Source organism: Microcoleus sp. N9_A2 (genome assembly GCF_036701775.1).
In the GTDB taxonomy this organism is placed as follows: domain Bacteria; phylum Cyanobacteriota; class Cyanobacteriia; order Cyanobacteriales; family Microcoleaceae; genus Microcoleus.
In genome coordinates this window covers 1-25,701 of record NZ_JAUBRH010000008.1, presented here as the reverse complement: position 1 = coordinate 25,701, position 25,701 = coordinate 1, and the positions used below count along the sequence as shown (strand labels likewise).

At 45.1% G+C, this 25,701-nt stretch carries 25 protein-coding genes and 1 tRNA gene; 10 read left to right on the top strand and 16 right to left on the bottom strand.

Translation table 11 applies throughout. From position 1 onward, the window contains the following. Positions 1 to 14: 14 nt before the first annotated feature. The 4 genes from QUA44_RS06880 to QUA44_RS06865 all read right to left on the bottom strand — a co-directional run bounded on the left by QUA44_RS06880 (position 15) and on the right by QUA44_RS06865 (position 3,182). The gene (locus tag QUA44_RS06880; RefSeq protein ID WP_172187001.1) at positions 15 to 356 is read right to left on the bottom strand and encodes a DUF760 domain-containing protein; all 342 of its coding nucleotides are present in this window, start codon (positions 354 to 356) and stop codon (positions 15 to 17) included. A gap of 228 nt (positions 357 to 584) precedes the next feature. After that, positions 585 to 1,544 carry an RNA polymerase sigma factor, RpoD/SigA family gene (locus QUA44_RS06875; RefSeq protein ID WP_333249357.1) on the bottom strand — a complete coding sequence of 320 codons (960 nt, stop codon included), beginning with the start codon at positions 1,542 to 1,544 and terminating at the stop codon, positions 585 to 587. Positions 1,545 to 2,250: 706 nt separating this feature from the next. Then, positions 2,251 to 3,027, bottom strand: a complete 777-nt coding sequence (locus tag QUA44_RS06870) for an RNA methyltransferase (protein ID WP_333249356.1) — start codon at positions 3,025 to 3,027, stop codon at positions 2,251 to 2,253. Positions 3,028 to 3,100: 73 nt separating this feature from the next. Next, positions 3,101 to 3,182, bottom strand: a tRNA-Leu gene (locus QUA44_RS06865). A gap of 315 nt (positions 3,183 to 3,497) precedes the next feature. On the opposite strand from QUA44_RS06865, the gene QUA44_RS06860 reads away from it, so the two are divergent. Continuing rightward, positions 3,498 to 4,352: a Uma2 family endonuclease gene (locus QUA44_RS06860; RefSeq protein ID WP_333249354.1), complete on the top strand. Its 855-nt coding sequence runs from the start codon at positions 3,498 to 3,500 to the stop codon at positions 4,350 to 4,352. A 294-nt stretch (positions 4,353 to 4,646) separates the two neighbouring features. Here the strand turns inward: QUA44_RS06860 and ald are convergent, their stop codons facing one another. Further along, the gene (gene ald, locus QUA44_RS06855; protein WP_333249352.1) at positions 4,647 to 5,735 is read right to left on the bottom strand and encodes an alanine dehydrogenase; all 1,089 of its coding nucleotides are present in this window, start codon (positions 5,733 to 5,735) and stop codon (positions 4,647 to 4,649) included. 103 nt (positions 5,736 to 5,838) lie between these two features. Then, positions 5,839 to 6,684, bottom strand: a complete 846-nt coding sequence (locus QUA44_RS06850) for a class I SAM-dependent methyltransferase (protein ID WP_333249350.1) — start codon at positions 6,682 to 6,684, stop codon at positions 5,839 to 5,841. A 435-nt stretch (positions 6,685 to 7,119) separates the two neighbouring features. On the opposite strand from QUA44_RS06850, the gene QUA44_RS06845 reads away from it, so the two are divergent. The 4 genes from QUA44_RS06845 (at position 7,120) to QUA44_RS06830 (ending at position 11,498) form a co-directional block, all read left to right on the top strand. Continuing rightward, entirely contained in the window at positions 7,120 to 8,661 is a 1,542-nt protein-coding gene (locus tag QUA44_RS06845) for a DEAD/DEAH box helicase family protein (protein ID WP_333249348.1), read from the top strand. A gap of 260 nt (positions 8,662 to 8,921) precedes the next feature. Beyond that, positions 8,922 to 9,383: a DUF3598 family protein gene (locus QUA44_RS06840; RefSeq protein ID WP_333249346.1), complete on the top strand. Its 462-nt coding sequence runs from the start codon at positions 8,922 to 8,924 to the stop codon at positions 9,381 to 9,383. A 15-nt stretch (positions 9,384 to 9,398) separates the two neighbouring features. Next, positions 9,399 to 10,616 carry a DUF790 family protein gene (locus QUA44_RS06835; RefSeq protein WP_333249344.1) on the top strand — a complete coding sequence of 406 codons (1,218 nt, stop codon included), beginning with the start codon at positions 9,399 to 9,401 and terminating at the stop codon, positions 10,614 to 10,616. A gap of 162 nt (positions 10,617 to 10,778) precedes the next feature. Next, positions 10,779 to 11,498 carry a DUF2786 domain-containing protein gene (locus QUA44_RS06830; protein ID WP_333249343.1) on the top strand — a complete coding sequence of 240 codons (720 nt, stop codon included), beginning with the start codon at positions 10,779 to 10,781 and terminating at the stop codon, positions 11,496 to 11,498. 101 nt (positions 11,499 to 11,599) lie between these two features. Here the strand turns inward: QUA44_RS06830 and QUA44_RS06825 are convergent, their stop codons facing one another. Continuing rightward, positions 11,600 to 14,119 (bottom strand): NACHT domain-containing NTPase, encoded by a 2,520-nt coding sequence (locus QUA44_RS06825; protein WP_333249341.1) that lies wholly within the window; start codon positions 14,117 to 14,119, stop codon positions 11,600 to 11,602. Between the two features lie 100 nt (positions 14,120 to 14,219). Here QUA44_RS06825 and QUA44_RS06820 point away from each other — a divergent pair, with 100 nt between their 5' ends. Further along, on the top strand, positions 14,220 to 14,555 hold the full coding sequence (locus QUA44_RS06820) for a hypothetical protein (RefSeq protein WP_333249339.1): 336 nt from the start codon (positions 14,220 to 14,222) through the stop codon (positions 14,553 to 14,555). Between the two features lie 157 nt (positions 14,556 to 14,712). On the opposite strand, the gene QUA44_RS06815 is transcribed toward QUA44_RS06820, so the two are convergent. The 8 genes from QUA44_RS06815 to QUA44_RS06780 all read right to left on the bottom strand — a co-directional run bounded on the left by QUA44_RS06815 (position 14,713) and on the right by QUA44_RS06780 (position 22,093). Next, positions 14,713 to 15,273, bottom strand: a complete 561-nt coding sequence (locus QUA44_RS06815) for a Uma2 family endonuclease (protein ID WP_333249337.1) — start codon at positions 15,271 to 15,273, stop codon at positions 14,713 to 14,715. A 180-nt stretch (positions 15,274 to 15,453) separates the two neighbouring features. After that, the gene (gene aroF / locus QUA44_RS06810; RefSeq protein WP_333249335.1) at positions 15,454 to 16,515 is read right to left on the bottom strand and encodes a 3-deoxy-7-phosphoheptulonate synthase; all 1,062 of its coding nucleotides are present in this window, start codon (positions 16,513 to 16,515) and stop codon (positions 15,454 to 15,456) included. A 339-nt stretch (positions 16,516 to 16,854) separates the two neighbouring features. Continuing rightward, a complete protein-coding gene (locus QUA44_RS06805) occupies positions 16,855 to 17,328 on the bottom strand; it encodes a PAM68 family protein (RefSeq protein WP_333249331.1) in 474 nt (157 codons plus the stop codon). Between the two features lie 95 nt (positions 17,329 to 17,423). Then, positions 17,424 to 17,693: a 30S ribosomal protein S15 gene (gene rpsO, locus QUA44_RS06800; RefSeq protein ID WP_333249329.1), complete on the bottom strand. Its 270-nt coding sequence runs from the start codon at positions 17,691 to 17,693 to the stop codon at positions 17,424 to 17,426. A gap of 229 nt (positions 17,694 to 17,922) precedes the next feature. Further along, a complete protein-coding gene (gene ruvA, locus QUA44_RS06795) occupies positions 17,923 to 18,546 on the bottom strand; it encodes a Holliday junction branch migration protein RuvA (RefSeq protein WP_333249327.1) in 624 nt (207 codons plus the stop codon). 135 nt (positions 18,547 to 18,681) lie between these two features. Next, a complete protein-coding gene (locus QUA44_RS06790; RefSeq protein WP_333249325.1) occupies positions 18,682 to 18,933 on the bottom strand; it encodes a type II toxin-antitoxin system RelE/ParE family toxin in 252 nt (83 codons plus the stop codon). Beyond that, positions 18,923 to 19,390 carry a type II toxin-antitoxin system RelN family antitoxin gene (locus QUA44_RS06785; RefSeq protein ID WP_333249323.1) on the bottom strand — a complete coding sequence of 156 codons (468 nt, stop codon included), beginning with the start codon at positions 19,388 to 19,390 and terminating at the stop codon, positions 18,923 to 18,925. The genes QUA44_RS06790 and QUA44_RS06785 overlap by 11 nt, the downstream gene beginning before the upstream one ends. A gap of 66 nt (positions 19,391 to 19,456) precedes the next feature. Next, positions 19,457 to 22,093, bottom strand: coding sequence for an AAA-like domain-containing protein (locus QUA44_RS06780; RefSeq protein ID WP_333249321.1), 2,637 nt, complete (start codon positions 22,091 to 22,093; stop codon positions 19,457 to 19,459). 977 nt (positions 22,094 to 23,070) lie between these two features. Between QUA44_RS06780 and QUA44_RS06775 the strand changes: the two genes are divergently transcribed. Together QUA44_RS06775 and QUA44_RS06770 are read left to right on the top strand one after the other, a co-directional pair. Further along, positions 23,071 to 23,280, top strand: coding sequence for a hypothetical protein (locus QUA44_RS06775; RefSeq protein WP_333249319.1), 210 nt, complete (start codon positions 23,071 to 23,073; stop codon positions 23,278 to 23,280). Between the two features lie 269 nt (positions 23,281 to 23,549). Then, positions 23,550 to 24,122 carry a hypothetical protein gene (locus QUA44_RS06770; protein WP_333066315.1) on the top strand — a complete coding sequence of 191 codons (573 nt, stop codon included), beginning with the start codon at positions 23,550 to 23,552 and terminating at the stop codon, positions 24,120 to 24,122. Positions 24,123 to 24,182: 60 nt separating this feature from the next. On the opposite strand, the gene QUA44_RS06765 is transcribed toward QUA44_RS06770, so the two are convergent. Next, positions 24,183 to 24,356, bottom strand: coding sequence for a hypothetical protein (locus QUA44_RS06765; RefSeq protein WP_333249317.1), 174 nt, complete (start codon positions 24,354 to 24,356; stop codon positions 24,183 to 24,185). Here QUA44_RS06765 and QUA44_RS06760 point away from each other — a divergent pair. Then, positions 24,355 to 25,071, top strand: coding sequence for a GUN4 N-terminal ARM-like repeat domain-containing protein (locus tag QUA44_RS06760; RefSeq protein WP_333249316.1), 717 nt, complete (start codon positions 24,355 to 24,357; stop codon positions 25,069 to 25,071). The two genes, QUA44_RS06765 and QUA44_RS06760, sit on opposite strands and share 2 nt — an antisense overlap. Positions 25,072 to 25,358: 287 nt before the next feature. Further along, positions 25,359 to 25,664 (top strand): helix-turn-helix domain-containing protein, encoded by a 306-nt coding sequence (locus QUA44_RS06755; RefSeq protein WP_333249314.1) that lies wholly within the window; start codon positions 25,359 to 25,361, stop codon positions 25,662 to 25,664. Positions 25,665 to 25,701 lie beyond the last annotated feature (37 nt).

The following is a 25,701-nucleotide window of genomic DNA, read 5'->3' as shown; positions in this document are numbered from 1 at the left end:
ATGTTAAGAATCTACTAATCGTCCGAGCCGTGTCTCTCACTGGCTTGTATGGACTTTTCAAAAGTCATTCGCTGTTCGGCATTTTTGAGAAAATAACCGCTAATCATAGCTGAGGCGAGCAATCTACCCAAATGTTCGCGACTGGTAGTCACTGTCACCCCGAAGTGTTCCGAAGGCAAATTCCCCAATAGTCCAACAATATTTCGCTCCATTACTTGAAACACTTCGTGAGAAGTCGGCTTAGACAACTGAGAAACAGTGTCGGGAGCCATTGACTGCACGTATTGCCATAATAAGTTGGCATTTTCTCCGTCTTCTTCAAAGAATTCTGGGGATTTATTAGATGAGTTGCTCACGAGTACCTCCGTTTCAGAGACAGCTTTTTATTTGAGATGCGGGCGGTTAAATTAAATAACCTTTACCTTATCCGATCGCTGTTGATCTTTATTACTAAGTATTTACTAATGTAGCAGGACAGTTACCAGCACTGAGTGGGCACAACCGAATTAAAGGCGACGGTTTTTACGATGTTTAGATGGGGAATTGGCGATCTGGTGCGTCCGGATCGCCAATCCCCAATCTATCTAGCTGGCTAGATAATCGTTGATATCTTGCTTGCGCTTGCGGAGTTTGGTCAAAGCTTCCCGTTCAATTTGCCGCACTCGTTCCCGACTGATGTTGAGTCGATCGCCTATTTTGGCCAAAGTTAAGGTTTGCCCGTCTTCTAAACCGAAGCGCAAGGCGAGCACTTCTCGCTGTTGCTGAGTCAGTTCCGCCATCAGGTGATCTAAGTCAGTCCGCAGGGAAGATTGCAGGGCAAAATCTTCCGGGGTAGTACCAGTATCTTCCAACAAATCGCCCAACTCTGTATCTTGATTGTCTCCCACGCGCAAGTCCAGGGAAAGTGGCAGGCGCGAGCGATCGAGATATTCGCGAATTTGCTTGGGAGTCAAATCTAACTCTGCAGCCAACTCTGCAGAAGTAGCCGCGCGGCCGAGCTGTTGAGCTAGCAGGCGCTGAGCCTTTTTAATTTTGTTGAGCTTTTCGGTAATGTGGATCGGCAAGCGGATGGTGCGGCCTTTTTCGGCGATCGCCCGAGTAATTGCCTGACGAATCCACCAATAAGCATAAGTTGAAAATCTGTAGCCCTTAGTCGGGTCAAATTTTTCTACTCCCCGCTGCATCCCGATCGTACCTTCCTGAATTAGATCGAGCAAATCTACGTTGCGCTTGATATATTTCTTGGCAACAGACACTACCAGGCGGAGATTCGCTTCCACCATTTGGCGCTTTGCCCTTTCCCCGTGTTCGATCGTCCGCTGCAACTGTGCCTCAGACAGCCCAACTGCCTGTGCCCATTCAGCCGCCGTCGGGTCGCGGCCTAACTCTTCGGCTAAAATATTTTTCTCCTGATGCAGTGCGGCTGAGCGCTGTACCTGTTTCCCGTAGAGTATTTCTTGCTCATGGGTCAACAAGGGAACGCGGCCGATTTCCCGCAAGTAAGCGCGAACAGAATCTGTATCTGAGGACTTAAGAGTTTTCATGAGCTTTTCCCGCTGAGGATCTGTGCCTCTAAAGGTTTGCGGTAGTCGCAAACCCCTAGCTTTAGCTGGGAAGGAAAGCGGGCGGGGACTTGCGCTTTCCTTCCATTTAAAGAGGCTTAATTTTATGGTAGCTAGCTACTACTCCCAGTCAGCACCGTCTCAGGTTAGGTTTTTGTTGGGGTGTGCACAATACTACGTTATGTTAAGAATCTTAACATTTGTGAGAGCACTTGCCTACACTTCTTCATATTTATTTCATGCCAGCCTGAACTGTTGGTAGGAGAGTAACCACTTTCCTGGCTTTACAGTTGCATCATATTAAACAAAATCGCCCAAATCTCAGAGGGGTAGATGGGGAGAGGGGGAGGAAACCCTGGGGACACAGCGAAGTTAAAAATACAATTTAAAGGCCCGGCAGCTTCAGTTGACGATCGCACTCCGACCCAAGAAACCGGGCTTTTTAGCGACTCTGCGGGCTGTAACGAGGTATTTGGGTTATAAAAACCCGATTTCAGGCCATCCGTGGGTCCAAGACTATAAATGTGAAGTTACAGATATTGATGAACCCGCCCTACAGATAAGCATTAATTAACAATTAAATAAGAGATTTGAATTGCAGGCATTCGCTCTCCTATCTGGAAATGAATCTGCGTTTATCTGCGTTTATCTGCGGTTTCCCTATCAATCAAAAATTTATGCAATAAGTCTAATCAGCTCTTTGGCGTTGAGCTTCGTACAAGATCAGGGCAGAGGCGATCGACACATTTAAAGATTCTACGCCACGACTCAGGGGAATTTGGATTTGTCGATCGGCCAAACTTCTCAATTCTGGCGACAACCCAGAGCCTTCGTTACCCAAAACTATCAGAGTCGGCACTCGCAAATCTACTTCCCAATAAGTCAAACTCGCGTCGGCAACGGTTGCTAATATTTGCATTCCCCGATTTTTATACGCCCAGACTTCGGCGGTTAAATCTGGAGTGACTGCTACGGGCAGTTTAAACCAAGCTCCTGCTGAGGCGCGCAGCACCTTTGGATGGTCTAAATCGGCGCTGTCGGTGCTCAGCAGCAAACCATCGGCATTAGCAGCCGCAGCCGTGCGGACGATCGCCCCCAAGTTGCCTGGATCTTGGATTGTTTCGAGGGCTATTCCTAAAGTTGAGATTTCTGCAGGCGCTGTGGCGGTGCGGGGTGCGGTGGCGACAATGCCGTCGGGTTGGACTGTAGTCGCGATCGACTCTAATACTTTTGCACTTACTAATTCTGTGCGATCGGCTAAACTACCAATTTGCTCCCACAATTTCCCGTGGCGATCCAACCATTCGGGAGTGCAGCAAACTGTTTCTAGCGGGTGTTTAGCGGCGCAAGCTTCTTCGAGCAAATGCGTCCCTTCTAGTAAAAATAATTGTTGTTCCCTGCGTCCCTTCGAGCTGTGCAGCCTGCGGATTTCTTTGACTAGGGGGTTTTGAATACTTGTAATCATTGTTTAATTCAGCAGAGCGAATGGGGTTATTTCCTTTACCGGGTTAACCCCAAACTTCCTTCTGCTTTTGGAATGCGGAACCCGGGACTTGAACCCGGAAGGCTTGCACCACATGAACCTGAATCATGCGCGTCTACCAATTCCGCCAGTTCCGCATCGGTCACGAATCACTACTTTGCCATAAGTTCGGGAATCTGTCAAGTGTTTTGGGAAATATTTTTTCTGCTTCTGGGCTGCGAGTAATATATCTGTTAACTAGACTTATTGCATGGCATAAACCGATCGATCGGTCAACCGCAGATTTCAGGCAGATTGACGCAGATCAACGCAGATAATTTGGATTTTTTAGCGATCGAATGAAGCGAATTCAAGTTGACTGTTGACATTGGTGGAAAAACTTAATATTGCCCGAGTCCCTTGGCTGATGATGTTAAAATTTTTGTGGCAGATAGTTCTCATCTCGGCTACCTATGTCTGAGCCATTAATCCTCGATCCCAGTCAGCTGCCAGATATTAGCAACTTAGTGCTAGAAGACGATACTCCTTTGGACAGCTTCATCAACGAAAAACAGCAGCGACTGCTGACAACGGTTTTATATAGCGGTGGCGATACAGGGATTACTGTTCCTTTTATTGCGGCGGCAAATGTTGGTTTGTTCAGCAGCGTGCGTCAACCGGGAATCGCCCCGGATGTTTTTCTTAGTATCAATATTACTGGTGCTGAGGATTGGTGGGAAAGACAAGTGCGATCGTATTTATTTTGGGAATTTGGCAAACCTCCCGAAATTGCGATCGAAATTGTTTCCCCAACTCCGGGAAATGAATTGGGCAGCAAGTTAATAGACTACGCTCGAATGCGAATCCCCTATTATGTTGTGTACGATCCGCTACGCGAGTTGAGAGGTAGCACGCTGCGAGTTTTTGAGTTGCAGAACCAATCCTACGCGCCCAAAACTGATGCTTGGTTTCCCGAAGTCGGTTTGGGATTAACTCTGTGGGAAGGTGAATTTGAAAAGGTCGGTGGTACTTGGTTGCGCTGGTGCTATCCTAGTGGCGATCCCATTCCTACAGGCGACGAACTGGCGGCTCAAAAAGATGCTCAGTTATCTCAAAAAGATGCTCAGTTATTGGAGGAACAAGCGCGGACTAAACGAGCATTTATTCAGATGATCGAACTCGGCTTGAATTTGAAGTTTGGAGAGGAAGGATTGCTGCTGCTTGATGAAATTTCGGCAATTTCTGATGTTGCTGTTTTGCAGGCGATCGCATCTTATATGCCTGAAGCCAACAACCTTGACGCAATCCGCCAAATTTATCAACCATAATCTTACAAAGTTATTAGTAATATCATGTCCGTTTGATTCGGAATTGTATCTGATGATTTTTGCTAGGGGCGGGTTCGCCGAGATATTTGATAAGTATCGACAAATTATATAAACCCGCCGCCCATACTCACATCTTGCATCATCTTTAGGAACGGGCAAGATGCCATTCCACTTTATTTAGGAACGGGCAAGATGCCCATTCCACAACACATCAAGTTTCTTGTGGGGTGGGCATCCTGCCCGCGACACAATACAATTTAGATCCGGGACAACTTACTTCAAAAAACGGGCAATTCAATCAGCTAAATCAGGGAAAACCTCGCGCACTGCCGGATGCACTAATCGGTGATTCTGCACGTTCAATCCCTTCGCCAAACTCGGATTCATTTCCAAAGCTTTAATCCCGTTATTTGCCAACTCCAAAACATAGGGCAAAGTGCTGTTATTCAAAGCTTGAGTCGCTGTCCAAGGCACGGCACCGGGCATATTTGGTACGCCGTAATGCACAACTTCTTCCTCAACATAGGTAGGATTTGTGTGAGAAGTTGCTCGCAAAGTTTCTACGCAGCCGCCTTGGTCAACGGCTACGTCAACAATTACAGAACCGGGGTGCATCTTCGCAACAAATGCGCGAGAAACCAGAATTGGAGCTTTTTTACCTAAGACCAAAACTGCACCGATTAATAAATCAGCATCGGGAACAACTGCTTCAATTTGCAAAGGACTGCTGTAGAGGTATTCTACTCTGGAACCGAACAGAGTTTCCAAGTAGGCTAAGCGATCGACATTTACGTCTAATATCTGCACTCTCGCGCCCATTCCTACAGCAATTCGCGCTGCTTCTGTGCCGACAATGCCGCCGCCCAAAATCACAACTTTACCCGGTCTTACTCCCGGTACGCCACCCAAAAGCACTCCTCTGCCACCTTGCTGTCGTTCCAGAAACCGAGCTCCGAACTGCACTGCCAAACGCCCTGCAATAATACTCATCGGCGTTAGCAGTGGCAATTTTCTGTCCGGGAGTTCGACGGTTTCGTAGGCGATGGCCTGGACTCCGCTGCTGATTAAATGCTCGGTTAATGTGCGATCGGCAGCCAAGTGCAAATATGTAAACAGCAACTGCTCTTTTTGCATCAGCGGATACTCAGCAGGCAGCGGTTCCTTAACTTTAACAATTAGTTCGCGATTCCAGACATCTGATGCTTTTAAGACAATCTTAGCCCCTGCTTCAACGTAGTCCTCGTCCGCGAAACCGGCCCCAGCACCAGCATTCGTTTCGACGAAAACTACGTGACCTTTGTCCGAACAAGCCCGGACACTTGTGGGACTTAGCCCGACTCGAAACTCTAAATCCTTGATTTCCTTGGGGACGCCTATTTCCATCTATAACCTCTAATCTCAGGCATACGTAGATCGAATCTAACCTAAAAACTATCCCCAGCGGGACAATACCATTGTAGATTTTAGATTTGGCAATCCGGGTGGGCTAGGATAATTTTTGTTGGATTTTCCGCCAGATCGATCGCAATTTCCCAAATTGATCGTTTTCCATCAAGTGGATCGTCTTTTTAGCTTGTTCCAACTGTAACTGTAGCTGTTGAATTTGATATTGGTAATTCTGCAATTCGGAATTGGCTTCCTCCAACGGAATTCGCAGTGCCGTTTCCCCAGTATTTTTCCTGATTGCCACATCGTGATACCCTAGGGGCTGAAAGGCAAAAAATACGATTTCCCAGTTGTTCGCAATACAAAACTCATTGACTGCTTTCGCCACACCGTAAGGCATCACCTCGCATACCGACCAATTCGTATAATCGTTAAAAACCATCATTCCTGCGGCTTTAATTTTCGTGTAACCTTGCTGAATATCTTTGCATACACCGTGATATTCGTGGTCGGCATCGATATACATCCAGTCAAAATACTCGTCAGGAAAGCTCCTTAAAATTGTCGAAGAATCCCCTTCGTGAAGCTCTACCGTTCCATTTTCTATCCCTTCTTGAACTAGACTTTTTTGTTTTTTGCTGACTTCTGCTTTGAATAAATCAAGATTATAATCGATCAAATGCAGCTTTTTGGGCTTGGCAATAGCCAGAATTTTTTCGGCAAAGCGCCCGTATTGAGTTCCCACCTCAGCCACCACACTATTTTTAGGCAGATATTCCAATATCTTTAATCTACTTTCAACAAAGCGACAATTTTTCACGTGACAATCTTGAAGCATTGGGGCCGAAAGCAGCAATGGATTGTCATCAAAATTATTCCATTTCTCGTTATTCCAGTCCTTAGTCGCTTGTAAAAATCTTTTTTTGTATTGTATAAAATCAAACATATTATTCCGATGATAATTGAACTCGAAGCCGTGGGGAAAATATCTAATCAATACCAAGCATTTTGTAGTCAGTGCCTACGTTTTTTTGCCAATTCAGAAACAGTGACTAAAGTCCCTGCTACATTTTTTTGACATTTTTGACCTTTGGGCAATTTGGTCGGCTACAAAAAATGCTAGGGTCATCCTATTTGATTTGTGAACGAGATTTTTTGTAGAGGATCCCCTGATGGTGTATAGAAGGAGAAAAGAAAGAAATATTGACTTTGACAAATCCTGAAAGGATTACTATTTAATTTTAAGTTAACCCTATTTTAGATTAAAATACATTAGGGTTTAATAGATGTGATTAAATAATAGCTGATAGAGAGTCTGCTGTCAATATATTCGATCGGTCATTTATAATTTAACAGCAGCGACTCAGGTCTCTAAAAAAAAATGCCACGCACACCTACCTTAACATTCGATCGCGGAACTCTATTGCTGCACCCGCCGCCCCAAGGCAGAGACTGGGCGGACTTTGCCACGTGGGACGATCGCGTGGAAAAATTCCGCATTCGAGCCATTCACTACCGCCCGCTGGTAGAATGCCTCCAAGCCGACTGCATTCACTTCACCGACGAAGCCCGGGCCTACGAACTGCTCGAACTCGTACCCAGCGTCGAAATGCAGCCTTACCCGCATCAAAAAGAAGCCTTAGCAGCTTGGCAGCAAGCAGGAAGCCAAGGAGTAGTCGTCCTCCCCACCGCTTCCGGCAAAACTTATCTGGCACAATTAGCCATGCAAGTCACAGGCCGCAGTACATTAATTGTAGTACCAACTCTCGATTTAATGCACCAGTGGTACGCTAATTTGAAAGCTGCTTTTCCAGACATCGAAATCGGATTGTTGGGCGGAGGTTCACGGGACAAAACGCCTATTTTAGTCGCAACCTACGACAGTGCAAGTATTCATGCAGAAACCTTGGGCAATAAATACGGGTTGTTGGTTTTTGACGAATGCCATCATTTACCAACGGACTTTTATCGAGTAATATCTGAATATGCGATCGCCCCTTTTCGACTCGGACTGACAGCAACACCGGATCGCACCGACGGCCGCCACAGCGACTTACATTTCCTCGTCGGCCCGACAGTATATAGCAAAAGACCCGAAGATTTGGCAGGCGATGCCTTAGCCGACCATAAAATAGTTCAAATCATGGTAAAACTGTCAAAAGAAGAAACCGACCGCTACAGCGAATTCATGAACATTCGCAACGACTTCTTAAAACAGTCTAACATCAAAATATCCAGCCTCGAAGGTTGGAAACAGTTTATCATGGCAAGCGCGCGATCGCCCTTGGGAAGGCGCGCCATGCTAGCCCACCGCCAAGCAAAAGAAATCGCCCTTTGTACCGAAGGAAAACTGCGAATCTTAGCCCAAATACTAGCAGAACACTCTCCCCATCGCACCCTAATTTTTACCGGAGATAACGCCACAGTTTACCGAATTTCCCAAGAATTTCTCATCCCCACAATTACCCACCAAACCCCAGTCAAAGAACGTCACGAAATCCTCGCCCGCTTTCGCAGCGGCGAATACAAAACCCTCGTCGCCTCCCACGTCCTCAACGAAGGAGTTGACGTACCAGATGCCAGAATTGCTATTATATTGTCAGGTACCGGAAGCGAACGCGAATACATCCAGAGATTGGGTCGAGTTCTCCGCAAAAGCAGCGATGTAAATAAGTTAGCAATTCTCTACGAAGTCGTCACCGAAGACACCAGCGAAGAAAGAACATCTCAGCGCCGCAGAGGAGGAATGCAAGTTCACAAACCCCAACCAAAAGTACAAATAGAACCGCCGCCCACAGCATATCCGAAATTAGAAACTGTCAAACCAACACCAATTTACGGAGTCAACCGAGAGACAACAAAAAAAGCGGCTGAATCACCAGCAAAATGGGGAGAAGACAATGATGATGAAATTCCTTGGTAGTCAGCCTAAAAAAGTTAGTTATGAGATGGGTAGTCTTAGCGAAAAGATGGCTATATAATTAAATCACTCCTAGGTTTATTTAAAATCTAAAATCTACAATCTAAAATCTACAATCGATTTACGGAGTCAACCGAGAGGCGACTAAAAAAGCAGCCGAATCACCCATAAATTGAGGAGACAAAAATGATGATTTCACGGAATTTTTAAGATTTCCCAATTAGTGTATAATCTAAATATTAACTAATTCACATTAGTGGAAAATGATCGATATCACACAAATAAGTAACTTTAAAGTCTTCCCCAAACATACAGGAGTTTGGGAGGGAACTTGGACAATCCTCAATGCTGACCTCCAAGAAGCCCAGCGTTTTACAGCCGTGTTAACCCAGAAAATTGTGGACAACGAGTGGAGGCAAACTAACGTTCAAACTTATGCCAATGGCAAGACTGAAACCCAAAACTTTGTGGGTCATGTTGTCGGTGAAGGGCAGGTGGAAATTGAAAGTCCTGACTCTATCTTTTCTAACTACAAAACACTAGCCACAGAAGTTGGAAATCATCTGATAGTTTTTCAAATATGGGATAAAGCAACTAACATTCTGAGGGCCGTTGAAACAATAAATCTTGTCAGTGACAATCGGCGAATTCGGACTACCCAAAGCTTGACAGAAGATGGAAAACTTAGGGGAGTTATGGTGATTGTCGAACAAAAAATTGAGTAAAAGTTTTCACTGCTTATGTTACCCACCGATTTATTAAGTCACCGCCAAAATGGGGAATCAATCATCCCGCTACGCCTCAAGATAGATGCTAAAAACTTAGAAGCAGCTACCGAAACGATAAACTGTTTCCAAGAGTCGATCGGCAAAACCCAAGGCGAACTCGACGGACGCTTGCTAGAATTGGAAGGCGACAGCCCCGACTATCGGCTGAAACGGGGATTAGCGCACCTGCTGAAGGGCGGTTTCTGCACCTTGGAAGTCGTCAGCCCCCTAGAACCATCAGACTTGAGACAGCGGGTATTTGCCTTGTCAGCGCGATCGACTCCCAGCCCTCAATCCACCCAATTAACCCTGGAAAAAGTAGCAACTGAACTCAGCCAAGACTTAAACAGAGAAGTTTTTCCTTACGAAATCAGTACAGGTTTATACGCCGATTTAAACGAAAACAAAATCCTCACAGAGTTTAATGCACCAACACCCGAAAACTTGCTTCACAAATACAATCTTTCTCAAGTTCAAGGCATATTTTACCGAGCAAGTCAAGTCCAATTAACCGCCCACCGCAACGATCCGGGAGAATACAAACTCTTATTTCGCTATCTGAAACTATTTCAATTAATGACTTACATCGAAGGCGATGCAGACCACGGTTTTACACTGACAATAGACGGCCCTACAAGCTTATTCAAACCCAGCACCCGCTACGGCTTAGCCCTGGCGAAAATGCTACCCGCACTGCTGCACGTCACCAAATGGAGTATGCACTCGACACTGCACACAAAAGACCCTTTTAGTGGCGTTTTGAAAACAGGTAAATTCACCCTAAATTCCGACTGCGGTTTAGTCAGCCACTATCCCCCTGGCAAGCCTTATGATAGTATGTTAGAAGCGGCATTTGCTGAAAGATGGAATTCCACAAAAACCGAGTGGCAACTAGAGCGAGAAGTTGATTTAATTCCGATACCAGGTAGTGTGATGATACCCGACTTTCGGTTAGTGCATCCCGACGGGCGAGTATTTTTATTAGAAATAGTTGGCTATTGGCGGCCCGAGTATTTGCAAAAGAAATTTGCACAAGTACAGAAGTCAGAATGCGATAACTTGATTTTAGCTATTTCCGAACGGCTGAATTTAGAAAAAGCCGGGGTGAATGTAAAAGATGTGCCAGCAAAAGTAGTCTGGTTTAAAGATAAATTGTTGCCCAAATCAGTCCTGGAAGTCCTCGAAGAGTAACCCATCCGCGGCGAACTTCTTTCTCTCTCTCTGCGCCCTCTGCGCCCTCTGCGGTTCACAAAAATCCTCCTCAAAAAACATCGCACATTCCCAGCTATACTAAAATAGGAATTCACCCAAATCCTTGCCACCACATACTCTCACCCTAAAACCGATTGAAAAATGCCAGACACAAGTATTGTCGAAAGAATCAAAAAGCTGTTAGCCCTCGCCACCTCATCCAATGAAAACGAATCCACTGCTGCGGCCGAAAAAGCTTCCCTTTTACTGGCACAGTACAATCTCAGCCTCGCCGATTTAGGGCCAAATCACCAAGAAGAGATTGACGAAGACTCAGTTGAAACAACATCGAAATTTGTCACTTGGAAAATGATGCTGCTTTCGGGAATTGCCGACGCTAACGGTTGCAATGCCATGCGAAACACTTATAATGGCAGTATGTTTTTGGTGGGAACTTCTACAAACCTGATTGTTTGCAAACATCTGTACGAGTATTTGAGTTCTGCGATTGAAAAAAGGGCTAAATACCGCAAAGGGAACGGCAGGGGGTTGGCGTACCTGAATGCTTTTCGGGTTGGATGCGCGACGAGGTTGAGACAAAGATTGTTGGAACAAAAACAGGAGATGGAAGAGTCGGGGATTCCGGGTTCGGGGGATGTGGCGGCGACTCCAGGGATTGTAGTGCGATCGATGTTTGAGAAAAATCAACAGGCGATCGCGGATTATCTAGAGGGCCGAGGGGTTAAAGTTAAAACGAGAACAGATTCTCAAATCAGCAGTGAGGCGGGTTTTAATTCGGGGTATGAAGTGGGCGACCAAATTAGTTTGCACAAGCAAGTGCAGCCGCAAGGGGATCTGAAACAACTTAATGAATGTCTTTGAGTTTATGTATAGTTAGCAATTCAATTTAGGCTGTTAATATCTGCTTCAGTTTTGGTGTAATAGATATATCTTGTCTAAAAAGACGGCGATCTCTGCTACTTTTATTGCTGAAAATATTTCGTTTGAGGTAATAAAAAAGTCTCTTCGATATGCGCTCTTATTGTCGGACTACGATTACGACTACTATTTAAACAATCAACTAATAATTTATTAGCATCATAATACTGCCGTAAACGAGTTTTATATTCTTCGTTGAAATGCCAATCATGGCCTATATTCCGAGACTCAGTTGTTACGACTTTTACTTGGTCAAACCACCGGGAAAAATCATTGCCAAACCAATTATTAAATTTCTGAGATTTTTCTTTGTTTTCCTCATCCTCAGATATTTCATCATCAGGTATTTCGTCATTGGCTAGTTCAGGTATCTCATATTTGAGTTTTTCGAGTTTTTGCTTAAGTTCAGGTTTAAGTTCAAGGACAGCATCAAGCGCACAAGAACGGATAACTTTAGGTTTATCGGCAAAAACAACAAAAAAATAAACTGCGCTATCTATATCAAGAGCATTATTACTTCCAAAATAAACCGTTTGCTCCAGAGCATAGGCACACTTAAAAAGACTGGATACAGGCTCTCGCATACTGTTAGAAAATCGGTCTACTTCACGAGCAAAATACAAACTCCGAACGGTAGCTAGTCCGAAGGGAACTTGGTCTTGATTCTTGACTGACAAAGATTTTTGCTTTAACCAGCCAAAAAACTTTTGAAACTTGTCATTTTGGGGTATAATTTTATCAATTTCTTCTTTCATTAATCGCATTAATTCCTCAGCCGAAGGTAACATTTCCGAAGTCAATAAAAACACGTCTCGCCATCGCTCTTCACTAATATGGACGAGTAATTTTTCTAAAATTTGTGGCTCTAAACTATTAGCAAATTTCCAAGCGGTAAAATACTCCTGAAATGTGAGATGAGAAAAAGAGTAAATTCCTCTTGCGCGTTCTACAAGTAGCCCATCTTGCTCTGCAATAGACTTCAGCACTGCTTCACTATCTAACTGTACTTGCACCGGAGCGTTGTTTTCATCAGTTAATTTAGTAAGACCGTCGGCGATGATTCGCTCTATTATATCTCGCTCAAAAACTTTAATTTCATCGCCTCGCTCAAATGTAATGGCTGCTACGTGACTCAGCAGTTGTTTTTTGTTCCGCACAGGCAACTTTCGATAAATTTCATCCCGTTTAATGTTCTTGGCTTCATCCCATCGGAAAAGCAGAATGTCTAATCCTTCTTCATAAAGCTTAGCTCGGGTAGAAGGAAAATTAGTTTTCTCTTGGAAAACTAAGCAGGCTAGATTGAGCAAGATAGGTGTGCCTGCTAGTTCTAGAATTGATTGATGTTCTGAAAGATACAATTTTTTAATAAACTCAGCAGCTTGGCTTAAACCCTGCTCTATAGAGTTCCTGGCAACTGCTACAAACCATTTTTTAGCGAATGCTTGTATTTGCTCACTCTTAAAATCTGCAACTTCGACCTCAGTAAATTTTAAACTAAATCGCCGATTGGCAAGCTGAGTAGAAATCCTACAACTTATAACAAATTTATTTCTAAAATAGTGTGTTGAAAAATAATATATTTCTCTCAAAACTGCATCAGCATTTTCTGGCTCTACCTCATCTAAACCATCAAGCAAAATAAAAACTCTGCCGTTAAAAAGCAAGGTATTAATCTGTTCTTCCCAAACATCACAATTTAACAATTCGTCGATGATGTAGTTGAAAAGGCTAAAATTACATTTATCCCGAGCAATCATAGCAAAATATTTCAGTTCTATAAAAATCGGTATAAGTTGAGATTGGAACCTACCTTGGTTGCACTGAATTGCTAAATGATTCAAAAAAGTGGTTTTACCTGACCCTTGTTTTCCCAGTACCATTAACTTCAAGTTATTTGCTGCTACCTCTAGGCCCGGTACTCGTTCTTGTTGTGATTTATCTACATCAAGACGGTCAGACTTATCTATCGCTGAATTTAAACATAGAAAATCAGAAATCGTTTTCCTACTATTGCTAGGAAGCTTTTCCAGAACTTTGACCTCAATGTAAATATTATCTATTTCCACTGGCCATTCAACATCTAAGATGCGTAATTGTCCGCACTGATCTTTAATTTTAGCAGTGTGATAGGGATGCGATCGCACCCTTTGCACCAAGACATCGGGGTTATCCTCTGAAGCATCTTCAACCCAACCAAAATTCTGTTCTTGATCGACACTGATGCTTGGGTTTGCGATCTTCGGTTCCTCACCGCCTACCCAAGTCTCATCATCATAGACTGATGGCTGCGATTCGTTAATCCCTTGAGAATTACCAACACCTATCAACTCAGGCATTGACTTGGCAAACAGAGCAATTAACCCTGGTAGTTTGCGTTCTCTTTCATCCTGAATCTCAAAGCACCTATAAAGCTGTCTCAAATTCTGCTGTACAGCATCTGTGCTCCCATCACAAATATCACAGGCAATTTTTGCCTTACTCTCACCCGCTAACACTCTCAGGAGTACCTGCTTGCGCTTGGAAGGTAGGGTATCGAAAATCTCTCTGATTCTTTTGGCATCCATATTAGGCGTTTCTCATAAAAATGAGATTTTTCTCACTACCAATATATGAGATTCCTAGCTGTCATGCTTAAAAAGTCAAGCCACAGAGGAAATTTTGATTATGGCAAGCCTCAATAATCGACAATCACCCAACTTCTCCATTCAACTAGAACTACCTGTAATGCCTCAGAAAATAGATCCACTCAAACAAATGGAAGAAGCAATTCAAAGTATGCTAGGTCTGACATGGAAAACTGTGATCCTTCACATATCACCGCGCAGCACTAAAGAACTGATGCGACAACACGGAAAACTGATTGCTCTCAATGATGGCGAAGCCCGGATTAAAGTTTCCTCAACACCACTTTTGCTAATGGCAATTCAAAAACTTCCCGATGTTGAATCAGCCTTCAGAAAAGCTTTTGGCACAACAGTCAAAATCCGTCTCGAAGTGTAAGTGATGTCGTTTCCGGTGACAGCGTATTATTCAATGCTTTGCCCGCGTGCGGTGCGTGACAATCAATAGTCCCACCGCCGCGAGTTGAAGTTTTCCCGTTGTCACGCACCCTACGACTGATATCTTCCACAGAGTAGGATCGCCCTCAATCAATCAATCAATCAATCAATTCCGCTTCCTGAAAAATCTGTCTAGTCGTCAACTCCAAACCAGGCAGCAACTCATCCACAATCGGTGTATTATCCGTATAAACTTGACTAGAACCATCGGGGAAAAAGATTCTTATTAAAATAGCTTCTGGATCGATTACCCAAACTCGCGGAACTCCCGCCGCCAAATAATCTTTCGCCTTCTCTTCAAATTCCTTCATACTTTGATCCGGTGATATAATCTCAATCACCAGTTCAGGAATTGCGGGACAAGCTTGATTCCGCCGATAACTCCGCGGTAAACGTTCATAAGAAATATACAGTAAATCTGGTAGAGGAGCCCAGTTTCGATCCTGACGCTTTAATAGAACCGCTAATTCTGGAAAGACTCTACCTTTTCCCCGACTCCATAGACGCAATAGGAAATTTAAAGCTCCCTGTAAACTGGAATGAAAAATTTTTGGAGACACTTTAGGAACTGCTTGACCATCTACAAACTCATAATATACATCTCCGTCGGGCAAAGCTAGAAATTCTGCTAAAGTGAGTTTGGTTCCGATGCCTACCATGACTCCCAGCCCTCTCGCTAATTAGTTGATAGATGTATTATACAAAATTTCCCAACTTTCCTAGAAGTACGATCGCCCCTGGGCCTCTATTCCAAAAACCGAATAACAAAATCCCCGACTTCTTTAAGAAGTCGGGGATTTAACCGCGATCGCATTTTAGGTTAGGCGTTTCGCCTGTTTTTATACCAAAGCTGGCACGGGTTGCGGCCAACGGTTCATGACTTTACCAATCACCGCCAATTCTTCCATCAACTTGTCGAACTGATCCGGTGTTAAAGATTGCGGCCCGTCAGACAAAGCTTTTTTCGGATTCGGGTGCACTTCAATCATCAGCGAATCAGTACCAGAGGCGATCGAAGCAAACGCCATTGACGGTACAAACTGCGCCCAACCGGTGCCGTGACTGGGGTCAACCATAATCGGTAAGTGAGTCAGAGTCCGCAACACTGGAACCGCCGACAAATCTAGGGTATTGCGTGTATATTGCCTGTCATACCCGCGAATTCCGCGCTCGCACAAAATCACGTTCGGATTGCCAGAAGCCATGATATACTCAGCAGCCATCAACCATTCTTCAATGGTGGCGGAGATGCCGCGCTTCAGCAAAACCGGTTTGTCTTGAGCTCCGACTTTCTTCAACAGTGAGAAATTCTGCATATTTCTCGCCCCGACTTGGATCACGTCCGCTACTTCCACGATCGCACTTAAATCGGCCGCATCCATAACTTCTGTGATAATCCCCAAACCGCTAGCTTCCCGGGCCGCAGCTAGCAATCCCAAAGCACTCTCGCCGTGGCCTTGGAAAGCGTAGGGGGAAGTTCTCGGTTTGTACGCGCCACCACGGAGGAAATGAGCTCCAGCAGCTTTGACGCGCATTGCCGTTTCGACAATCATTTCTTCGTTTTCGACCGAGCAAGGGCCTGCTACGATCGCGATCGGGTGATGCAAGCCGATCGTTACAGTTCCTAAAGGAGTAGCAACCGCTACTTCGCTGGCTTCTCCTTGGCGATATTCGAGAGAAGCGCGTTTGTAGGGTTTTTCGACGCGCAGCACTTCCTCAATCCAGGTGCTCATTTCGCGCAGTTGCATCGGTTCGAGCTCGGCGGTGTCACCTACCAAACCCATGACGACTTTGTAACGCCCGACGATTTTTTCTGGTGTCAAACCCCAGTTAGTGCGGAGTTCTTCGTCTAGTCGATCGATCTCGGCTTCTGGAGTGCCGGCTTTCATTACTATAATCATATTTTTTTTGCCTTTTCTGTTGGGCTAAACTACGGATTATGACACGGATGAGATGCAATGGCGATCGAATGATATCAGGACACGGCAGTAGCCATTGGTGTCAACTTAAGCTTTTAGTCCGCCAAGTTCTCTCGCTCACCCGCCAAGTCCGCCAGGGGTTAAAACCCCTGTCTCAAAGCTAAAGTCCTCTGAAGAGGACTGAGAAGAAAACTTTTTAAATTCATTAGTCCTCTTTAGAGGACTTTCGCTTTGAGACAGGGAATTCATTCCCTGTCGGACTATCGGACTATCGGTTTAATGTTAAGTTGACACCGATGACTAATAACTAATAACTAATGACTAACTTTTAGATTTTGCCTCACGCCACGCTTCTCGCATCCGTCCAAAATTAGTATTAAATTCTTCCCACCCCAGAGTGCTTCCTGAAACTTCTTCATCCCAGGAAGCCGAGAGGACTCCGTAGCTCAATCCCAGAACGCCTAGACCAAAACAGCCCATGCTTACCAGCAATACTGCTGTGTTGGGCAGATCAAACAAGCCCTTGCTGACTACCAAATAGCTTACAAAAAATGTGGAAATTCCCAATATGGTAGGTATGCCGCAGAATACCGCTATGCGGGATATCATGCGTTGGCTGACTACTTCTGGGATGGATTGCGCCTGTTTTCCGGTTTTGTTAGCTTTCGGCTGCTTATCGGCAGAATCCGACTCTAAGGCCACGCTTGCTTGGGGTTCTGGGGGCTTTTTAGGCGTTTTTTTACGATTTGTTGCCGGTTCAAAGGGCAAGCGCTTGCGGGGTGGTTCGGAGGACATATTTTATCTCTAACCTGAAATCTCGAACATTTTTCAATAAGTCTTGGTGTTTGTCCAAGATTAAAGAATATTGTCGCAAATTTTGGCTTTGGTGTTTAGCCGCGAATGCCTAGACGGGCAATCAATGCTTTGTAGCGTTCTACGCTTCCCTTTTGGATGTATGCCAGCAGGCGCTTGCGGCGGCTGATCATCATCATCAAACCGCGCCGGGAGGCGAAGTCTTTTTGGTTGATTTTCAGGTGGGCGCTGAGTTTGGTGATGCGATCGGTCAGCATGGCGACTTGGACATCTGCTGAACCGGTATCGGTTTCATGGGTTTGGAAGTCGCCCATGATTTCTTGTTTGCGCTGTTGTGTAAGAGCCATGAATTGATTTTAGTTTTTTTTGTACGATTGTCACAATCTCCAATGTTATCACACGAGAAGCATAACAACGATAAAATTTTTGCCACGGATGGGTTTGTTTTTTGAGCAGAATAGACTTGAATTGCAAACATACTTAGGACGGGCGGGACGCCCATCCCACAGGAAAAAAATTGTGGGATGTCCCGCCCGTCCAGGGTTTTTATTCCGGGCGGCTAGATGTTGTAGGCGATTATCGGCTCAAATAGGCGATCGCCTCACGTATCCAATCATCGGCATTCGCTTTGGCGGACAAACTGCTGTCTTGACTGAGGGTTTGCAGCGCTTGCAAAACTTCCGCCCCAGTGTATCCCATCGCCAGCAGGATCATCTCGACTTCTTCTTGAATAGCTGGGGGGACTCCGGCGGCGACTGAAGTTGTCAAACCTGCTTGCTGTCGCCATTCCGAGAGTTTGCTTTTGAGTTCCAGGGCGAGACGTTCTGCGGTTTTTGTACCCACGCCCGGGGTTTTGGCGAGGATGCGGGTGTTACCGCCGACGATCGCCTGGACTAAATCTTGCAATCCTAAAGTATCGAGAAGTGCGATCGCCAGTTGAGCTCCAACACCGCTGACACTCGTCAACTGCCGAAACAAATCGCGTTCTGCCGCGCTGCCAAAACCGTACAATACGATTTGGTCTTCCTTAACTTGCTGGTGGGTAAAAATTTGGGCGACTTCGCCGGATGCTGGCAATTGACCGGTGACGCGGGGCAAAATTTGGATTTCATAGCCAATTTGATTGACTTCGAGAGTCAATATGACGCGGTTGCTGCCTTTGGCGATATCGGCGACTGTGCCTTTGAGATAGCTAATCATAAAATTAATAATAATACACCGCTATTCGTTTTCATCAAACTCGGCTATGATGCGGCGGATTTCCTTGAGGCTAATATCTGTTCGATCGGATTTTGAGTAAATGGTTAACAAAAGTACGATAGACGGCGATTCGACTTAATAAATCATGCGATACCCTGCACTTTTTCCTTTTTGGATGTTGCTGTTTTTCACCCGGACTTTTAAGATGATATAATCTTCGCCCATTCCGGGAATGTGATCGCCAATAAAATTGCCAGCCTGTATTTGTTCAATTACGGGCTGAGTATCTAGCCGGATTTGTCGATACTTTTTGGATAATTCACGCAAATTTCGCTTATACTCAGGCGTTAAATCGATTTGAACTAGATGATCGGATTCATTCGACATCGATGCCCTCCCACATTTGAGAAAGAGGTATTCGCTGTCGGGTTTTTGCTTCCTGGAATGCCCTTTTGAGACTAGCTTTCACTTCGGCAACTGGAGTATCGTCTGGATCTTCTTCAGCTTCATATATAGGTTCGGAAAGGAGAATAATTCCTAGGAGAGCGGAAATACCGGGCGTTAAAGGTCGATCAAGCAATAATTGACCTTTTTCGGCATCGATTCTCTCCCACAGTTCCGAGATTAATCTCGTTTGTCCGGCTTTGCCTTGTAGCAATCCTTTTCTGAGACTAGCTTTTACTTCTTCAACGGTCGTATCGTCGGGGTCGTCTTCAGCTTCATCTGTAGGTTCGGGAAGAAGGACGAAAATTCGCACGGGGCCCGGAGTGTCTAGTGTTAAAGGTCGATCGAGAATTAATTGACCTTTTTCGTCGAGCGTTCCTGTGACTTCAAAGGCTTTCATGGGTTTTACATGAATTTTTTTGAGCTACTACTATCATTATATAAGGCAGCCCGCTCAATTTTGTTGTCAATTCAAAATAAGCTGTTTTTTAACCAAAGACAAATCCGTCTTACCAAAATTCACAACCAAAGCCACATTGAAATTTTCCAAGGATTTGACAAACCACATAATTTCATTAGAAGCTTTCCCTTCATAGTGATTAAACAAAATAGAAAATCGCTTTTCCAACTCTGGTTTAACTTTGCCAGAAAGCAGTACCAGTTTGAGCATTAAACCCATTGTCCTGCTGGCACCGAGGTTGTACACCAAGTCGTAAAAAACGTAGTGGCTGGGATGTTGGGCATTTTCTACTACTAAGAAGTTGAACAACTGGTGGCAAGTCCCAACTAACAATATATTATTGAATTTCACCGAATCATTTTCTCGCAATGTATTTTTGATTTGTTTGTACAAACGGTCATTAAATTGACGCCCGCCGTATTCTGGTTCAACCGAGGATATTAAATATTCATATAAATCCACTTTAAATGAGGCGTAAGATGGAGTTTGTCTGGCATCTCTCAGGAAAAATTGAGCCTCTTCTTTGTAGCTGCGATCGCCTGCTACTTTTCCCGCAAATTCCCTGACCGCTAAGTGCAGTTCTGCATCGTTTAAAAGTGTGGGATTAGCCGCTCGATGCACAATTCCTATTTCTGTATTTCTCGGCTCAACCAAATAATTTAAATATAGAGACAAATGTGTTTCAAATTGTCGCTGTCTTTGAAATGCCAGTTTTTGAATGGTTTGTTGGTCTTCCTCAATACTGCCCTTGCTCAGTAGAGAATAGCCGTACAAATAAGGATACCGACAGATCAATTCGCCCAAAGGATAATCTGTATCTTGTGTCTGCAGTTCCGCCTCTCTATCTAGGGCTTTTACTAAGCGATCTAGGGTCTGGAATTCTTCACTTTTAGTAAAGAAAGCTATTTGTTCTTGCAAGCGCTTGACTATGTAAAATTCCGTCCCGAATCGGGGAGAACTCTGCTTAAATAAAGCTACCAACTTGGCGATCGCGAACTGGTTGTGTGATTGCAATTGCCAGCGGTTGATCGGGATGTAGCAGCAGCGGTGGAGGATATATTTAAAGTGCTGATCCGATCGCTTGACGGAGACTATACTGTACAAAGTTGCTTCAATCTCTCGATCGGGATAGCCCATGCCGTCTATAAATAGCTTTCGGAACCGCTCGATCACCTGTGCCGGAGATTCTGTTTCCACGCAGGAGACGATGTGATCGTACAATCTCTGTTCGTTGCTGCCAGTTGGAACACTATCTGAGGGCGGGGTGAGGATGCTGCTTTCTGCATCTGTGTCTACGCTGCTGTCTGCAACTTGCGCGACAACCACTGTCGGTTTTTCCCCAAAAGTTCGATCGGGATTCAAGAACCAAGAGTGTTCTTGGCTTAATTGTTTGTTCGCAGCCCAATCCAAAGCTGACTGCAAACTTTCCCCTGTCAATAACAGCGATTCATCTTCGCGGTCTGAAGCCAGCCATGCTGCTAGCGCGGAGTGGTAGGGAGCCAATTTTCCCAGCTCTTTTTCCACCCAGAATCGATTAAAAACTGACTGATAAATTAGGTTGGCAACTATTAATTTACCGTTAGACTTAACAACCAGTCCTGACAGTTGCAATTCGATTTTTTCGGGACAGTAATCTGCGGGTACTCCCTGCGATTCCCCCGGTTTTGTTGCTTTGACCGGTTGCAAAGCTTGCTGGTACAGCGTTAACAGTGGCGTGAGGTCGCAGTGGCTATGGAAAATGCGATCGCGTATGGGTATCAAATGTTGGGGATCGTCTTCTTCTTCCCAATTTTTAATAATTCTGTGTTTGACCAGTTTTTCTACCTGCTGAGCTTCGGAATTTCGGCCAATGAAAGGCCCGTATTCAAGTACCAAGTGGCAAATTTTTTGAGTTAAAAACGGTTGGCCGCCCGTCCAAGCTAATATTTCTTGGAGAACTTTTTGGGGGCGAAAAGCTTTCAGGGCTAATCCTTTTGCTAGCGGCAAACTTTCGTGCAGTTGGAATCGACTTAAATGAATCTGCCGTCCAATATTAAAAGGGTTGCATCTGGGATCTCGGATCAATTCTGAGGGGGCTGCTACTCCCATAACAGCAAAAGTCAGGCGATCGTATTCCGGTTGCTCTGCCCGCTTGGAGTAACAAGCCCGGATCAAAGCAAAAAAATCGCTGGTACTGAAATTTAGGCTGCTGATGCTGTCAATGTCATCTATGAAAATTACCAGATTTTGCTGAAGTGACTTGAGCAAAACTTTTTCGAGAAATATCTCCAATCGCTGCATCGGCGATAGCAGTTCGCGATCGTTCCACCACTTGATGGCATCAAACCTGTTTGTGATGTGTAAACTGCTTGCCATGCGGTACATGATTGCTGCGTACCACTTTTGGGGGGAGATATCTGGGCTGCTGATGCTTCTCAAGTTGATGGCGGCAAAAACTGTACCTTCGGCTTGCAACCTTTTGGCCGTTTGCACTAGCAGGCTGGACTTTCCCATGTGTGGCGAACTCAACACGTAGCAGAAGTCTCCGGCTTTGAGTCCTTCGTAGAGCTCGCTATCTGCCGATCGCCTGACATAGGTGGGCGCACCGGCAGGCAAATATCCTCCGACTTGATAGTGGTACGTTGAGTTGACTTCTGCTGTCATCTGGGAATTCATCAAGATTTTACGCCCCTATGCTGTGCGATCGAAAGGTTACAAATTGCAATTATTGCCAGCTTACTATGGTGGAAAATTTTTGTTCGTCTTTCTCTATTGTCTACTAGCTCAGCTTTCTCCTTGTCAATCTTTACCGTATCTTTGCAAGCGTTCGCCCCAAATCCTACGATCGGCTGAATCCTAGCCCGCCACTTAATTTTTTACACTCGTTCACATAATTGATCAATTTTCACTCTCCTCGGATTGAGAACGCTAAAACGCCCTTTTTTTCACATTTTTTTACAATAATACTTTAAATTTCACCCGGTGGTATGATGTTGGCAGGGAAACTCATAACCACAGCGCCGTCAACCTTCTGCCTTCAGCTCCGCCTGCCGGATGCCGGAGACAAACGCTGAACAATTGCTGCCAATAAAAAACCCCAGCGTTTTGCTGAGGACTGCTTGAGTGGGAGATATCGTTAATCTGCGTTAATCTGCGTTTTTTTAGTTGACTTAGATTGCATGGAATTCCATGCTGCTGACTTTCCCGGGGCTTTCGCCTTCGGGGATTCCTAAGAACAAACTTTTCAGGATGCATCCACAAAAAGTTTAATTCTTAAAGGCTTTGTCAGTACCAGGCTAACCACTTACTCAACTATAAAAGTTAAGTCGGTGGCTAATTGTAGAAGATGCGCCCTGATGGCTTAACTACCCGATGGATTAGCACCCTGATGGCATAACTCCCTGATGGATCGACGCCCTGATGGCTTTCGCTCCACTACCCAAAAAATTCGGGTTGATGGATGATCGTGGACATTAGTAACACGTCACTTCCGGCGTTTCCGATCACAAGCGGGTGTGCCTGTCTGAATTGATTATGGCAGGCAGATTTATCAGAAGACAAGTGGGTTATTGCATCAACCCATTTCTGACTGATCGGGTTAGCCAAAAAGTGTCAATCTACGCAAATCAGGGTCATCGAACATGAAAAACAGCATCTTAGTATTAGGGGTAATTGCCTCGGCTGGCTTCGGCTTTTTCCAGGCAGGCAGCGCCAGCGCTTCAGCGATCGCCACACAACCTTCATCAGCCAGTAGTTTGACGGCTTGGGAGAGTCGTCCCGACTTTAACTACACTGGAACGAATGAGGATGGGGAGCAAGAAGAGGTAAAAACGGGTAAAGGCAGGAAATAATTGGCGCTCTTGTGTGGTTTGCTCTGGTGCGGTTGTGGTTGTGGTGGCATTTGTTGTCGCAACCGCCTCTGATCGAGGCGGTTAAAACTAGATCCCAATATCAGTCTACCTAATCCCAGGGGTAGGGGTCAGTTTCAGAGAACGGTGAATGGGAAAATAAACAGGTAAGGCGAGTCTGTCGGTGGAGTTTCCCCGCCTATCAACTTCCTTACCTTCTGATGTTCGGGATTTGGATCTGGCACAATCGTATTTCATCTCGTAAAAACCCAATGGAAAATACTCTCGAAACTACCCGCAGACAGCGCGTATTGACAAGAACCCAGGAACGGCGTCAGGCAACACCCAAAGAAAAACAGTTAATTCATCTGCTAGCCAATATGGCTTGCAGTTTGATTAAATACGACTACAAACACGCAGCGGGCAAGGGTACTCTCCCGCCTTCGGAAAGCAAGCGTTTAGCGGAATGGCACTACCTGCGAGTTCAGCAAATTCGCCGGATCGAACGCTCATTGGAACCCGTAGCGACCCTTAAGCGCGTGTACTACAAGAGCATCCTCAGTCCGAGAGATCTGAAGTCTTTGAAACTTCTGTGGCTGGAGGAGGACAAAAACCGTGTCAAACGGGTCGATCCTGAGTTGGACGACATCCTCAGCGAAGCTTTGGATCGGGGAGATACTTTAAAACAGCTATTTCACTCGATCGAAGTCAAAGAACGCACCTTTTCTGCAACTCCTCGCCCCGGCGCCGTGCCGCTTTGGGTCAAAGAGTGGGAAGACTCGGAATATGACATAAACTTTTTTCCGCCTTCCTTCTCTGCATGGGTTTCGATCGTGGACGACTAGGTTCAAGAAAAACTCTTTGACATGGCATCGATCGTAAAATTCAGATGGTAGACTGATTTGCTATTGCTGCCATTGGCGAAGAGGGTGGGGGCGATCGGCTAAACCAGGCGGCTTTGCGCGCAGGCATCCGAGTACAGAGAAGTGAATCGGAGTCAGTACCATTGTACAATGGGGGAAAACCAGGGCTTCAGCTAATAGCTGATAGCTGATAGCTGATAGCTGATAGTTTCTCATGACTGACTCGATTTCTACTTCTCCTCTAGACTCGGCGGCCGATACAGCCGAACTCCGCTCTCAGTTGAGGTCTGGTTCGGAAAAAGCTCAACTGCAACTGCTACAACAACAAATAGCAGATTCCGGTTGGGATGTATTGATGGAATTTTTATTAGAGCGCAAGTCAGAGGCACCGACTGCGGTAATGGGTAAGGCTTACCAAATTCTTTACAGTGCTAATTCTCCGAGAGCGGCGGAGTTTTTGCAAGCGAATTTTCCAAGTGGGGTTGTGCCGCTGCGATCGGACTCTAACATTGATTACACTCCGCTGCAACAATTATTGGCGTTACAGGAATTTCAAGAAGCCGATCGCTTGACTTTAGACAAGCTTTGTGAATTGGCGGGTGAAACAGCTTCCGTGAGAAAGTGGCTGTATTTTACGCAAGTTGAGAGTTTGCCGATAGCGGATTTGCAAACAATTAATACGCTGTGGAAAGTTCATTCTGAAGGCAAATTTGGCTTTTCAGTGCAGCGGGAAATTTGGCTGAGTTCGGGCAAGAATTGGGATAAATTGTGGCCGCTAATTGGCTGGAAAAAGGGGAATAATTGGACGCGCTACCCGCAAGAGTTTATCTGGGATTTGAGTGCGCCTAGGGGTCATTTGCCGCTGTCGAATCAGTTGCGGGGAGTGCAGCCTTTTGCAGCTTTGATGGCTCACCCTGCCTGGTTGAAATGAATGGTTTTGGGGCTTTTGGAGAATGTGGGGCGGGCTGGATGTTCTGCCAGAAATTTGTTGGTGACGGAGTGTGGGATCTGACGGTAACACCCCCGTCAGAACATAGATAGGGCTTGCTGAATAAGTTATACCCATTCACTATGAAGGTACACTAAATACAGCACTTCCGAGTGTTAGGGACTTGCGGAAAAATAAAATACCAGTTAAAATGGGATAATCGTGATAAGCTGTTGTGCATTTAAAACGCATATTGTATAATACAGTATGACCGTATTTAGGAAAAATTAATGCCTATTAAAAACTTCCTGAGTTCCGAAACAAAAGAAACTCTGCAACAAGCATTAAAAGAGCATAAGCATCCAGATATTCGGCAAAGAGCCTTAATATTTCTATTGCTAAATAGCGGGAATACACAAGCTCAAACTGCCGAGCTAATTGGATGCTCTCTGAGAAAAATTGCCTATGGTCGCGTCTATGGCGACCCGGATAATTTAGACAGTTTTAAAGATGATAGAATGAAGGGTAACTACCGAAAAGCCACAGAAGAATACATTAGACCTCCTGCGAAAATATCAAGTACTCGCCTGTTGTAATGATAAATACAGGTCATAATTGTAAATTCCTGCAATT